This window comes from Epibacterium sp. MM17-32 (genome assembly GCF_022348205.1).
Classification (GTDB): Bacteria; Pseudomonadota; Alphaproteobacteria; order Rhodobacterales; family Rhodobacteraceae; genus Epibacterium.
In genome coordinates this window covers 484,090-496,813 of sequence record NZ_JAKRFC010000001.1, presented here as the reverse complement: position 1 = coordinate 496,813, position 12,724 = coordinate 484,090, and the positions used below count along the sequence as shown (strand labels likewise).

Here is a 12,724-nt window from a genome sequence, read left to right as displayed (position 1 = left end):
GGAGCTTAGTGGTTTTCCGCCAGCAGGTGGCGGGCGACGATCACGCGCATGATTTCATTGGTGCCTTCGAGGATCTGGTGCACGCGCAGGTCGCGGACCAGTTTCTCGATACCGTAGTCGGCGAGATAGCCATAGCCACCGTGCAATTGCAGGCATTGGTCCACAACCTTCGATCCGGTCTCGGTGACAAATTTCTTGGCCATGGCACAGAACTTGGAGGCATCGGGTTCGCCCTGATCGAGCTTCCACGCCGCCTGACGCAGGAAGGTGCGTGCGGCCTGCAATTCGATCTCCATGTCGGCAAGGCGGAATTGCAGCCCCTGGAACTGGTCGATGGATTTCCCAAACGCCTTGCGCTCGGACATATATTGCAGCGTGGCGCTGAGGCCGGTCTGTGCCGCGCCGAGCGAGCAGGCGGCGATGTTCAGGCGGCCGCCATCGAGACCTTTCATCGCGTATTTGAACCCGTGGCCCTCTTCGCCGACCAGGTTGCCGGCAGGCACGCGGCAGTCGTCGAATTGCACCTGCGCGGTCGGCTGGCTCTTCCAGCCCATCTTGTCCTCAAGCCCGCCAAAGGACAGACCCGGGGTGCCATCCTCGACATAGAGGGTGGAGATCCCCTTGGGGCCGTCCTCGCCGGTGCGCACCATGCAGACATAGGCATCGGAATAGCCACCGCCGGAGATGAACGCCTTGGTGCCATTGAGCACATAGCCCTCATCATCGCGCGTGGCGCGGGTTTTCAGCGCCGCCGCATCGGAGCCGGAGCCGGGCTCGGTTAGGCAGTAGCTCAGCACCGTGTTGAGGCTCAGGACGTCGGGCATGACGCGCGCCTTCAACTCGTCGCTGGCGAACATGTCCAGCATCTTGGCGCACATGTTGTGGATCGACAGAAACGCCGCCACCGAAGGGCAGGCCATCGACAGGGCCTCAAACACCAAGGTTGCATCAAGCCGCGACAGGCCGGAGCCGCCAGACTCCTCGCTGACATAAAGCGCCCCGAATCCCAGCTCGCCCACCTTGGGCCACAGATCCTTGGGGATGGTGCCCTCCGATTCCCATTGACGGGCAAAGGACGCGATATGCTCCTGTGCAAATCCATGGGCCATATCAAAGATGGCGGTCTGCTCTTCTGTCATTGCGAAGTCCATGGGCTCTCCTCCCCCTTGCTGCCGGCGCCCGCGCTGGGGCTGGCAGGAATTGAACAACTGTTTATTTAATACGCGTGACCGGGCGCGACTGCAACCTGCGGATCTGCAAGCCGGTCTTGCATTGCTGCGGCAGACGCGTCGCTGCGGCGGGCGCGGCGGGATGATTTGCAAGAATTCTCAGCGGATTTGAGGGATTTTTTAACATCTCATTGGCACAACTTTCGGCAAAGCGTGCCTATGTTCCAGAAGGAGAGGGCACCAAACGCAGTTTCAGAAGGAGTGTGATCACCGTGTCGCAGCCCAGTCAAACCAGCAAACTCGCCGTGACCCTGAACGGGAAGCCGGAGTTCCCGGAATTCGAGAAGTTCGCCACCTCCATCAAGTCGCAGGAACGGGCGAAATTCGCCTATGAGATGAAGAACGGGCTGCGCAACGGTATCGCGCCGGGGGACAAACCCCAGGACAGCGCGAAGAAACTGCTGAAACGGGCGCGGGCCGAAATCCTGAAACACCACAACCAGCGCGCGGAAACGCTGCTGCGCCAGGCGATCTCGCTGGACGAGAACAACGCCACCCTGCACGCGCAACTGGGCGAAGTGCTGATGAAGGACATGCAGCGCCTGGTCGATGCGCTGGCGTGCTTCATGAGGGCGGTGAAGCTGGAGCCGACCAATGGCGGCCACTACGGTCTGATCGGCACGCTCCTGATGCGGATGCAGCGCTATGACGAGGCGATCGACTATTTCCAGATCGCGGTCAAATTCGACCCCAAGAACTATATCGCGCTGTCCCGGATGATGCACATGAAGGCGCACCGGCTGCGTTGGGACGAGTTCGAGAAGTTGCCGAACTACCTGAAGGCGTTCAACGACAAACGGGTGGTCTCCGATCCCTTTGCCTTCCTGTCGCTCTGCGATGACGGGTCGTTCCAGCGGCTGCGCTCCGAGGCGCATGTGCGTGCCAAGCACCGCAACCCGGTGAAAGCCTGGAAGCCGGTGGCTGCACGGCCCAGAGAGCAGAAGATCCGGATCGGGTATTTCTCCAACGACTTCTACAACCACGCGACCATGCACCTGATGGCGGGCTTGCTGGAGCGGCATGACCGCGAGCGTTTCGAGATCTTCATCTACGACTATGGCTCCAAGCGGCACGACCACGAACACCAGCGGGCGCGCAGGAACGCCGATCAGTTCTATGACGTGCGGGCCATGGATACCACGGAGCTGGTGGATCTGGCGCGTGCGGATGGGATCGACATCGGCGTCGACCTGAAGGGCTATACCGAGGGCGGCCGGCTCGATATTTTCAACGACCGCGTGGCGCCGGTCCAGGTCGCCTATCTGGGCTATCCGGGCACCACCGGCCTGAAATCCATGGATTATATGGTGGCCGACCGCATCACCATCCCGTCGCATCTGCGCAAGCACTACAGCGAGCATATCCTGTACATGCCGCATTGCTACCAGCCCAACGACGAGAACCGCTATATCGCCACCAGCTATGCCAGCCGCGCCACCTATGGGTTGCCGGCCGAGGGGTTTGTGTTCTCCTCCTTCAACAACCCCTACAAGGTCACGCCGCGCGAATTCGACATCTGGATGAACCTGCTGAAGGAGGTGCCCGACAGCGTGCTGTGGTTCTATACCTCCAAGAACGAGGCCAGCGACGTGATCCGCAAGGAGGCAGAGAGCCGCGGCGTCGATGGCGCCCGCATCATCACCGCCGGCCGGTTGCAGCCGGAAGAGCACCTGGCGCGCCTGCGGTTTGCGGATCTGTTCCTGGATACGTTCAACGTCAACGCCCACACCACCGCCAGTGACGCGCTCTGGGCCGGGCTGCCGGTTGTGACCAAGACCGGCGAACAGTTCGCCGCACGGGTGGCCGGCAGTGTCCTGACCGCCGCCGGGCTGTCGGATCTGGTGACCAGCACCGAGAAGAAATACCACGATGTGGCGCTGCGCGTGGCGCAGGACCCGGACTATCACGCCGACATCAAGGCGCGGATCGCGGAGAGTCACTCCGGCGCGCCGCTGTTTGATACCAGCGGGTACACAAGGGACTTCGAGCAGCTGCTGGAAAAGGCGTTCCAGAACTACCTCGACGGCAACGGCCCGCGCCATATGGGCCTGTCGGCCTGATCCGGGCCGGGGCCGCGGTTCTTCCTCAAACGTAAAACAGCCGCGTCCCTCTGGGGGCGCGGCTGTAGTGTTTCAAACGGCTCTAGGTTGGCGCAGAGCGTCCTGTCAAAGCAGGGCGCCGGCGGGGGCACCAAGCACCCCGCGCCGATGGGTCAGAGCAGGCGCACCTGGGTGCCGACCTTGACCAGCGGATAGAGTTTTTCCACGTGCTGGTTATAGAGCCCGATGCAGCCGGAGGAGCTTTGACGTCCGATCTTGCGGGTGTCATGGGTCCCATGCACGAGATAGGCCGGCCAGTCGAGATACATGGCCCGGGTGCCCAGCGGGTTGCCCGGAACGCCGCCCTCGATCCGCTGCGGCAGCGACGGGTCGCGCTCGCGCATGTTGGCGGTCGGGGTCCAGCTGGGGTTTTCGCGCTTGCGCACGATTTTTGAATAACCGCGCCGGGTCAGTTCCTCGCTCATCGGCACGGAGGAGGGAAACAGCAGATAGGTTTCGCCGTCGCCGCCCCAGTAGTGCAGGGCGCGGCTTTCGATGTCGGCCAGCAGGCAGCCTACGCCCAGGGTGTCAAAATGGTCCTGCCAATGCTGCTGCTGGAAGGACGACACGTTGCGCTGGACCGGGATTTCCTCGCGGATCGCGGGTTCGTCCTGCGGGAAGGCATCGGTGGATTGCGCGCGCAGCAGGCTCGGCGCGGCAAGGGTCGCAGCGGCGCCGGACAACAGCGCGCGGCGGGACAGAAAACGGTTGGTTTTTGTGACGTCGGACATGGGCCCTTCCTCATGCGTTGAAATGCTCGATTGTTTGGGCACACATTACGGGCGCCCTACAGACAAGGCCAGAGGGGGGCGGGGTGACATTTGCGTGAACCCGCGCGCCGGGCAAAACCCCGCGCAGCGGGGGCCCATGCAAAAAGGCCGCCCACGATGTGGACGGCCCGGGCTCAAGACACGTCGGGGATCAATCCATGGCCTTGAAGTTGAACTCGCCGCCTTCCTTGATGCCGGAGAACCAGCGCGCGGTGACGGTCTTGGTGCGGGTGTAGAACCGGAAGGCGTCGGGGCCGTATTGGTTCAGGTCGCCAAAGGCCGATTTCTTCCAGCCGCCGAAGGTGTGGTAGCTGAGCGGCACCGGGATCGGGAAGTTGATGCCGACCATGCCCACGTTGACGCGGTTGGCAAAGTCACGCGCGGTGTCACCATCGGCGGTGTAGATCGCGGTGCCGTTGCCGTAGGCGTTGTCACGCACCAAGTTCAGCGCGTCCTCGTAATTGTCCATGCGGACGGTGGACAGGACCGGGCCAAAGACCTCTTCCTTGTAGATGTCCATCTCGGCGGTGACATTGTCGAACAGGGTCGGGCCAACGAAGTAACCGTTCTCATAGCCTTGCAGCGTCAGGCCACGGCCATCGGTCACCAGCTTTGCGCCTTGCTCGACGCCGCTGTCGATCAGACCTTCGATGCGGGCCTTGGCCTGCGGAGTGATGACGGGACCGTAGTCGATGTCCTCACCGGCGGTGTAGGGGCCGACCTTGAGCTTCTCGATGCGGGGCACCAGACGTTCGATCAGCCCATCGGCGGTTTCTTTGCCGACCGGCACCGCAACGGAGATCGCCATGCAGCGTTCGCCAGCAGCGCCAAACCCGGCACCGACCAGCGCATCCGCCGCCTTGTCGAGATCCGCATCGGGCATGATCAGCATGTGGTTCTTGGCACCGCCAAAGCACTGCGCGCGCTTGCCGTTGGTCGCGGCGCGGCCATAGATATACTGTGCGATCGGGGTAGAACCCACAAAGCCGACGGCCTGAATGGTCTCATTGTCGAGGATCGCGTCGACCGCTTCTTTGTCGCCGTTCACAACCTGCAGCACGCCATCGGGCAGACCGGCTTCTTTCAGAAGCTCCGCCAGATAGAGCGAGGTGGAGGGCACGCGCTCGGAGGGTTTCAGGATCATGGCGTTGCCGCAAGACAGGGCAGGGGCCATTTTCCACAGCGGGATCATCGCCGGGAAGTTGAAGGGCGTGATGCCCGCAACCACACCCAGAGGCTGACGCATGGAATAGAGGTCGATGCCCGGTCCGCCGCTGTCGGTGAACTCGCCCTTCAGCATGTGGGGCGCGCCCATGCAGACCTCGACAACCTCAAGGCCACGCTGCACGTCGCCGCGTGCGTCGGGCAGGGTCTTGCCGTGTTCACGGGCAACCAGTTCCGCGAGCGTGTCCATATGCTCGTTGATGAGCTGGCCGAACTTCATCATCACGCGGGCGCGTTTCTGCGGGTTTGTGGCGGCCCAGCCGACCTGTGCCTCGGCGGCTTTGGCGATCACCGCATCCATTTCGGCTTTGGTTGCGAGCGGCACCTTGGCCTGCACTTCACCGGTGGCGGGGTTCAGAACATCGGCGAAACGGCCGGAGGTTCCGGCAACTTTCTCGCCATTCACATAGTGGGTCAGTTCCTGCATGTGCAGTCCTCCTGTGATCTTGTGTCCCGCATATCCTAGGATTGCAAAAAACACGGGGAAAGAGGAAAGGTTTCAAAAAGGCTTTGCAGGAACGCAAATGGGTGCTCTAACCTGCATGTGTCGGATTTTAGTAAAAGACTGGAGGATTCCAAGAAATGGAACCCCAATGGGACGATATGAAGGTGTTCCTGGCCGTGGCACGGGAGAGCAGCCTCTCCGGTGCGGGGCGGGTCCTGAAAATGGATCCGGCCACGGTAGGCCGCCGGGTGGCGCGGTTCGAGGCGGCACTGAAGACATCGCTGTTTGTAAAATCGCCACAGGGCTACGCGCTGAGTGCGGCTGGAGACCGGCTCCTCGGCCATGCCGAGGCGGCAGAGCTGGCCATGCGCGCCGGCGAAGAGGCGCTCACGGGTCCCAGCGATACATTATCAGGACAGATCCGCATTGGCGCGCCGGATGGCTGTGCCAACTACATCCTGCCCCAGGTCTGCGCGGCGATCTCCAAGGACAACCCGGATCTGGACATTCAGGTGGTGGCCCTGCCACGGGTCATCAACCTGTCACGGCGCGAGGCCGATATGGCGGTGACCGTGAGCGCGCCGACCGCGGGCAAGCTGCTGGTACAGAAGATCACCGACTATCACCTGCATCTGGCCGCGTCGCGCTATTACCTGCGCGACCATCACCCGATCGAGAAACTGGAACATCTGCGGGATCACCGGATGATCGGCTACATCCCCGACATGATCTTTGACCGCGAGTTGGATTACCTCAATGACCTTGGCGTGGAGCGGGTCTCGCTTGCGTCCAATTCCGTTTCGGTGCAGATCAAGATGCTGGCGGAGGGGAGCGCGGTTGGCGTCGTGCATGATTTCTCGCTGCCCAGCCACCGGGCCCTGCGCAAGGTACTGAAGGATGAATTCAGCCTGACCCGCAGTTTCTACCTGGTGCGCCATCAGGGCGATCAGCGCAGCGACCGGCTCAACCGCTTTGCCGAGGCGCTGTCAAAGGGAATTCGCGAAGAGGTGGAGCGGCTGGAAGGCTTGACTTGATCCAATCTTGCGGCAAACTCTTGAGAGAGTGAAAGAAAATTTCAAGGGTGCGCAAAATGCTCGTAAAGTCGATTCTGAAGTCCAAGGACATTACCGATGTGGTCACGATCGGTCCCGAGGCGACGATCGAGGCGGCGGCACAGCTGCTGTCGGATCGCGGGATCGGCACCGTTGTGGTCTCTGCGGATCAGGCCACGCCGCTGGGCATCCTGTCAGAGCGTGACATCGTGCGCCAGCTGGCAAAGACCGGATCGGTCTGTCTGGGGCACAAGGTCGAGGATTACATGACCCGGGAACTGGTGACCTGTGTGCAGGACACCAATGTCGAAGAGGCGCTGACCAAGATGACCGAGGGCCGTTTCCGCCACATGCCGGTGGTCGAGGACGGCGTGCTGATCGGCATTATCTCGCTCGGCGATGTGGTGAAGGCCCAGCTGACCGAAGTGGCGATGGAAAAATCCGCGCTCGAAGGCATGATCATGGGCCATTAAGCCGGTCCCTGGCGTAGCGGCAGATCCGGGGCAGGAAGATTCAGTATTCTCACGGACTTGCATTGCGGGGCGCAACATGATTGCGTGCCCGCAGAATGTGACGCAGGCAGGAGGGGCCCATGCGCATTGGCTTGTATCCCGGAACCTTTGACCCGATAACGCTCGGGCATATCGACATCATTCGCCGGGCGGCCATGCTGGTGGATCGGCTGGTGATCGGCGTGGCGATCAACCGCGACAAGGGGCCGTTGTTCGACCTCGAGGAGCGTGTCGCCATGATCGAGGCGGAATGTGCCAAGCTGACCGAACAGACCGGCACCGAGATTATCGCCCATCCGTTCGAGAATCTGCTGATCGACTGTGCCCGCGATGTGGGCGCGCAGGTGATCGTGCGCGGGCTGCGCGCGGTGGCGGATTTCGAGTATGAGTTCCAGATGGTTGGCATGAACCGTGCGCTGGATGACAGTATCGAGACGGTGTTCCTGATGGCCGAGGCACGGCATCAGGCGATCGCCAGCAAACTTGTCAAAGAGATTGCGCGGTTGGAGGGCGACGTCAGCAAATTTGTCACCCCCCTGGTGCGTGAAAAGCTGATGCAGCGCCTGGGCTGAGCCCGACGGGCCGCCCTCCCACGGTGACCCAGAAGACCCGGCGCGCAGCAGACAGTGCCGGGTTTTTGCTTCTGTGGAGACGGATCAGCGCCAGAAAGCCAGCCATTCGATCAGATCGAACAGCTTCTTGCCGAGAAACAGCAGATGTTCGGTGCCAAAAAACACTGTATCCACCGCCAGCGCGGTGAGCAGAAACAGGCCAAGGGTGATGGCGACGGTATTGGACATAGGGGCTGCTCGTTCAGAAAACGCCCGGCCAGCTATGCCTGACCGGGCGTGAAATCTCAACCCTCATGCGAGAGGGGGCCTCAGTTCAGACGGCCCATGGCGGTGGCAACATCGGCCATCCGCACCGAGAAGCCCCACTCGTTGTCATACCACGCCAGCACGCGCACCATGCGACCGTCGACCACACGGGTCTGATCCGGCGCAAAGATGGAGCTTTCTTCGGTGTGGTTGAAATCGGTCGACACCAGCGGCGCAGGCTCATAGCCCAGAACGCGCGACATGTGCCCCTTGGAAGCCTCTTCCACCGCCGCGTTCACCTCTTCGGCGCTCACCTCGCGACCGGCGCGGAAGGTCAGATCCACCGCAGAGACATTCGGTGTCGGCACGCGGATCGCGGAGCCATCCAGACGGCCCTTGAGGTTGGGCAGCACTTCGCCCAGAGCCTTGGCGGCGCCGGTGGAGGTCGGGATCATCGACATCGCGGCGGCGCGGGCCCGGTAGAGATCGTCGTGACGCCGATCGAGCGTCGGCTGATCGCCGGTATAGGCGTGGATCGTGGTCATGATGCCGTGCTCGATGCCAAAGGCCTCGTCCAGCACTTTGGCCAGCGGTGCGAGGCAGTTGGTGGTGCAGGACCCGTTGGAGACCATCTTGTCGGTGGCCAGAAGATCCTCGTCATTGACGCCGTAAACCACGGTGCGGTCGACGTTCTTGCCCGGTGCGGACAGCAGCACCTTGCCAGCGCCGCGCTCCAGGTGCTTTTTCGCCTTCAGACCGTCGTTGAACTTGCCGGTGCATTCCAGCACCACGTCGCAACCTTCCCAGTCCAGCGTGTCCATGTCGTAGGTGGAATAGACCTGCATGTCGCCACGACCGAGGTTCAGGCGGCCTTCGCTGAAATCGACCTGGCCGGGAAAGCGGCCATGGATGCTGTCGTATTTGATGAGATGCGCGGCGGTCTCGATCGGGCCGGTCGCGTTGACCTTGATCACCTCGATGTCATTGCGAAAGCTGCCCGCGATATGGGCGAGGGTGCAGCGGCCAATGCGTCCGAAGCCGTTGATTCCAACTTTGATGGTCATCTCTGTCGTCTCCACGAGAAGGCTGTCTTAGGGGCAGCCTATAGCGGGCATTAACCTCGGGAAAAAGAAGAAATTAGAGTAAACACAGACTGTTAGCGCAAAACCTTGGTGGTTGCGTTAACAGCTGCAACACCGTTTGCGGTAACTGTACGTGCCGGGCTTTCTGCTCATGCCGCAACGCGGCACGCTTGAATGCCGACCCGGCCGCGGGCTACACATGACGCAATGAATGCCACTGCGCAAAGAGGTGAGTTATGAGCGGTCTTCTGGCCTTGTTGGATGATGTCGCGGGGATTGCCAAGGTCGCCGCCGCCTCGGTGGATGATGTGGCGACCCAGTCGATGAAGGCGGGGTCCAAGGCGGCGGGGATCGTGATCGACGATGCCGCCGTGACGCCGAAATACGTGACCGGCTTTCAGCCCGCACGTGAGCTGCCGATGATCTGGCGCATCGCGCGCGGCTCCTTCATCAACAAACTGGTGTTCCTGCTGCCCGTCGCGCTGTTGATGTCGCAGTTTGCCCCCTGGCTGATCCCGCCCTTGCTGATCCTCGGCGGTTGTTACCTGTGCTTTGAGGGCGCGGAAAAGATCGTGCATGTGCTGATGCCCCATGACGATCAGTCCGGCGGACCAGATGGCAGCCACGCCGTGGGGGATCCCACCCATCTGGAGGAACAAAAGGTCAAGGGCGCGATCAAGACCGATTTCATCCTCTCGGCCGAGATCATGACAATTTCCCTGTCGACGATCGAGAGCGACGTGCTGTGGATTCAGGCGGCGACACTGGCCGTGGTGGGCATCATGATCACCATCGTGGTCTATGGCGTGGTTGCCATCATCGTGAAGATGGATGATGTGGGCCTCTGGCTCACGGAGGTGGGCCGTACCAGCGGCACCCGCGCGCTTGGTCGTGGCATTGTCGCCTTTATGCCGTGGTTCCTGAAAATGCTGACCGTGGTTGGCACTGCCGCCATGCTCTGGGTCGGCGGGTCGATCATCGTGCATTCCGCGCATCAGATGGGCTGGCACTGGCCCGAAGACACGATCTACAGCTTTGCCAAATCCATCGCCCAAGGCGACGGGCTGGTGGAATGGCTGGTGAAGGCTGTGGTCGATGGTCTCCTCGGCTTTGTGGTGGGGCTCCTCTTGATCCCCCTCGCCACCAAGGTGATCGCGCCGCTGTTTGGGGCCAAAGCCGCCCACTGAACACGCGCACACCGCAAGATCAAAAAAGGGAAGATCAAAAAAGGGCGCCGCGAAATCCGGGCGCCCTTCATCTTTTCCAAAATACCTCGGGGGAGACCCGAAAGGGTCGGGGGCAGCGCCCCCAAACCCCGCGCGCCTCTTAGCCCAACAGCTCTTTGACCTTGGCAACGGTGCCCTCGGCGGTGATGCCGAATTTCTCGAACAGCTCGCCCGCCGGCGCGGAGGCGCCAAAGCCCTGCATGCCGACAAAGCCCGCTTTCTTCTCCTGACCGCGCTCACCCAGCAGCAGACGATCCCAGCCGCCATCGCGCACCGCGGCCTCGATGGCCACACGCACCGGACCTGCGGGCAGAACCTTGCGGCGGTAGCTCTCGTCCTGCGCGTGGAACAGCTCCATGCAGGGCACAGAGACAACACGGGTGCCGATGCCCTGACCTTCGAGGATGTCTTTTGCGGCCATCGCGGTGGAGACCTCGGAACCCGACGCCATCAGGATCACCTGACGCTTGCTCTCGGCCTCGGCCAGCACATAGGCGCCTTTCTCGGTGAGGTTCGACAGCTTGTGCTCGGTGCGCACGGTGGGCAGGCCCTGACGGGTCAGGGCGATCACCGACGGGGTCTCTTTCGAGGTCAGCGCGATTTCCCAGGCTTCGGCGGTTTCCACCGCATCCGCCGGGCGGAACGTATAGGTGTTCGGCGTCGCGCGGCAGATTGCCAGATGCTCCACCGGCTGGTGGGTCGGACCATCTTCGCCCACACCGATCGAGTCATGGGTCATGACAAACACGGTGGGGATCTTCGACAGCGCGGCCAGACGCATCGCGGGGCGGGCATAATCGGTAAAGCAGAAGAAGGTGCCGCCATAGGGGCGGATACCGCCATGCAGCGCCATGCCGTTCATCGCCGCCGCCATACCGTGCTCGCGGATGCCCCAGTAGATATACCGACCCTTGCGATTATCCGTGTCGAACATCCCCAGATCGCCGGTCTTGGTGTTGTTGGACCCGGTGAGGTCCGCAGAGCCCCCCATGGTTTCCGGCATGATCGGGTTGATGACTTCCAGCGCCATTTCCGACGCCTTGCGGGTGGCGACCTTGGGGTGGGCCTCAGACACCTGCTTTTTCAGCGCCTTGATGGTGGCGGAGAGCTTTTTCGGGGCTTCCAGCGCAAAGACGCGGTTGAACCGGTCCTGTTTCTGCTGCGACAGCTCCGCAAAGCGGCCTTCCCATTCTGCACGCGCCGCAGCGCCGCGTTTGCCGATCTCTTCCCACTGGGATTTGATCTCGGCAGGCACCTGATAGGCGCCACCGGTCCAGCCATAGGCGTCCTTGGCAGCTTTCAGCTGATCGGCGTCAGTCAGCGCGCCGTGACCCTTGGAGGTATCCTGTGCGGCGTGACCCAGCGCGATATGGGTCTTGCAGGCGATCATCGAGGGTTTCTTGGTCTTTTTCGCGGCGGTGATGGCAGCGTCGATCTCGGCCGGGTTGTGGCCGTCGATTTCCTGCACATGCCAGCCGGAGGCCTTGAACCGCTGTACCTGGTTGGTGCGGTCCGAGAGGTCGACCTGACCGTCGATGGTGATGTTGTTGTTGTCCCAGAACACCACCAGCTTGCCCAGTTGGTGACGCCCGGCAAGGCCGATGGCCTCCTGGCTGACACCCTCCATCAGGCAGCCGTCACCGGCGATGACATAGGTGTGGTGATCGACGACCTTCTTGCCGTAATGGGCGCGCAGGCTTTCTTCGGCCATGGCAAACCCCACGGCGTTGGAAATCCCCTGACCGAGCGGGCCGGTGGTGACCTCGACCGCATCGAGCAGGAAGTTCTCCGGGTGGCCCGCGGTCAGCGCGCCGGACTGGCGGAAGTTCTTGATCTGATCCAGCGTCACCTGCGCGTCGCCCATGAGATACAGAAGCGAATAGATCAGCATGGAGCCATGGCCCGCCGACAGGATGAAGCGATCCCGGTCGGCCCATTTGGGGGCGCTAACATCGAACTTCATGTGCTTTTCAAACAGCACGGTTGCAACATCAGCCATGCCGATCGGCATGCCGGAGTGACCGGAGTTTGCACCGGCGACCGCGTCCAGCGTCAGGGCGCGGATGGCGGCGGCTTTGTTCCAATGATCGGGGTTTTCAGAGCGCAGGGCTGTCAGATCCACTGAACTGTTCCTCTTTGGGTTCAAGGGGTTTGTCGCTGGATAGCAGCTAAGGTGCAAAGATCAAGCGCTGAGGGCCTATTTTACTGGGTTTCGCGCGAAGGTCCGCGCGCAAGTGGTTGAAAGCAAAGGGGGGGTGTTTTACCCC

11 protein-coding genes are annotated in these 12,724 nt (G+C 61.9%); 5 read left to right on the top strand and 6 right to left on the bottom strand.

Going from position 1 to position 12,724, the window contains the following annotated elements:
- Positions 1-5: 5 nt before the first annotated feature.
- Entirely contained in the window at positions 6-1,151 is a 1,146-nt protein-coding gene (locus tag MHM88_RS02380; protein WP_239359579.1) for an acyl-CoA dehydrogenase family protein, read from the bottom strand.
- Between the two features lie 290 nt (positions 1,152-1,441).
- On the opposite strand from MHM88_RS02380, the gene MHM88_RS02375 reads away from it, so the two are divergent.
- A complete protein-coding gene (locus MHM88_RS02375) occupies positions 1,442-3,289 on the top strand; it encodes a glycosyltransferase (protein WP_239359574.1) in 1,848 nt (615 codons plus the stop codon).
- 152 nt (positions 3,290-3,441) lie between these two features.
- Here MHM88_RS02375 and MHM88_RS02370 read toward each other — a convergent pair whose 3' ends face one another.
- Positions 3,442-4,059 (bottom strand): L,D-transpeptidase, encoded by a 618-nt coding sequence (locus MHM88_RS02370; protein WP_239319881.1) that lies wholly within the window; start codon positions 4,057-4,059, stop codon positions 3,442-3,444.
- 190 nt (positions 4,060-4,249) lie between these two features.
- Positions 4,250-5,749, bottom strand: a complete 1,500-nt coding sequence (locus tag MHM88_RS02365; RefSeq protein ID WP_239319883.1) for a CoA-acylating methylmalonate-semialdehyde dehydrogenase — start codon at positions 5,747-5,749, stop codon at positions 4,250-4,252.
- Between the two features lie 155 nt (positions 5,750-5,904).
- On the opposite strand from MHM88_RS02365, the gene MHM88_RS02360 reads away from it, so the two are divergent.
- The 3 genes from MHM88_RS02360 (at position 5,905) to coaD (ending at position 7,903) form a co-directional block, all read left to right on the top strand.
- On the top strand, positions 5,905-6,801 hold the full coding sequence (locus MHM88_RS02360) for a LysR family transcriptional regulator (RefSeq protein ID WP_239319885.1): 897 nt from the start codon (positions 5,905-5,907) through the stop codon (positions 6,799-6,801).
- 56 nt (positions 6,802-6,857) lie between these two features.
- Positions 6,858-7,292, top strand: a complete 435-nt coding sequence (locus tag MHM88_RS02355) for a CBS domain-containing protein (protein WP_239359572.1) — start codon at positions 6,858-6,860, stop codon at positions 7,290-7,292.
- A 119-nt stretch (positions 7,293-7,411) separates the two neighbouring features.
- Complete coding sequence (gene coaD, locus MHM88_RS02350) at positions 7,412-7,903, top strand: pantetheine-phosphate adenylyltransferase (RefSeq protein WP_239319894.1); 492 nt, start codon at positions 7,412-7,414, stop codon at positions 7,901-7,903.
- An 84-nt stretch (positions 7,904-7,987) separates the two neighbouring features.
- Here coaD and MHM88_RS02345 read toward each other — a convergent pair whose 3' ends face one another.
- Both MHM88_RS02345 and gap read right to left on the bottom strand, forming a co-directional pair.
- Positions 7,988-8,131: a hypothetical protein gene (locus MHM88_RS02345; RefSeq protein WP_239319896.1), complete on the bottom strand. Its 144-nt coding sequence runs from the start codon at positions 8,129-8,131 to the stop codon at positions 7,988-7,990.
- 80 nt (positions 8,132-8,211) lie between these two features.
- Positions 8,212-9,213: a type I glyceraldehyde-3-phosphate dehydrogenase gene (gene gap, locus MHM88_RS02340; RefSeq protein ID WP_239359570.1), complete on the bottom strand. Its 1,002-nt coding sequence runs from the start codon at positions 9,211-9,213 to the stop codon at positions 8,212-8,214.
- A gap of 254 nt (positions 9,214-9,467) precedes the next feature.
- Between gap and MHM88_RS02335 the strand changes: the two genes are divergently transcribed.
- The gene (locus MHM88_RS02335; RefSeq protein WP_239359567.1) at positions 9,468-10,418 is read left to right on the top strand and encodes a DUF808 domain-containing protein; all 951 of its coding nucleotides are present in this window, start codon (positions 9,468-9,470) and stop codon (positions 10,416-10,418) included.
- A 139-nt stretch (positions 10,419-10,557) separates the two neighbouring features.
- Here the strand turns inward: MHM88_RS02335 and tkt are convergent, their stop codons facing one another.
- Entirely contained in the window at positions 10,558-12,579 is a 2,022-nt protein-coding gene (gene tkt / locus MHM88_RS02330) for a transketolase (RefSeq protein WP_239359565.1), read from the bottom strand.
- Positions 12,580-12,724 lie beyond the last annotated feature (145 nt).

What these genes read in the sequence shown, in the direction of transcription:
- MHM88_RS02380 (WP_239359579.1), bottom strand. Translation starts at nt 1,151, where the DNA reads ATGGACTTCGCAATGACAGAAGAGCAGACCGCCATCTTTGATATGGCC.
- MHM88_RS02370 (WP_239319881.1), bottom strand. Translation starts at nt 4,059, where the DNA reads ATGTCCGACGTCACAAAAACCAACCGTTTTCTGTCCCGCCGCGCGCTG.
- MHM88_RS02365 (WP_239319883.1), bottom strand. Translation starts at nt 5,749, where the DNA reads ATGCAGGAACTGACCCACTATGTGAATGGCGAGAAAGTTGCCGGAACC.
- MHM88_RS02360 (WP_239319885.1), top strand. Translation starts at nt 5,905, where the DNA reads ATGGAACCCCAATGGGACGATATGAAGGTGTTCCTGGCCGTGGCACGG.
- MHM88_RS02355 (WP_239359572.1), top strand. Translation starts at nt 6,858, where the DNA reads ATGCTCGTAAAGTCGATTCTGAAGTCCAAGGACATTACCGATGTGGTC.
- coaD (WP_239319894.1), top strand. Translation starts at nt 7,412, where the DNA reads ATGCGCATTGGCTTGTATCCCGGAACCTTTGACCCGATAACGCTCGGG.
- MHM88_RS02345 (WP_239319896.1), bottom strand. Translation starts at nt 8,131, where the DNA reads ATGTCCAATACCGTCGCCATCACCCTTGGCCTGTTTCTGCTCACCGCG.
- gap (WP_239359570.1), bottom strand. Translation starts at nt 9,213, where the DNA reads ATGACCATCAAAGTTGGAATCAACGGCTTCGGACGCATTGGCCGCTGC.
- MHM88_RS02335 (WP_239359567.1), top strand. Translation starts at nt 9,468, where the DNA reads ATGAGCGGTCTTCTGGCCTTGTTGGATGATGTCGCGGGGATTGCCAAG.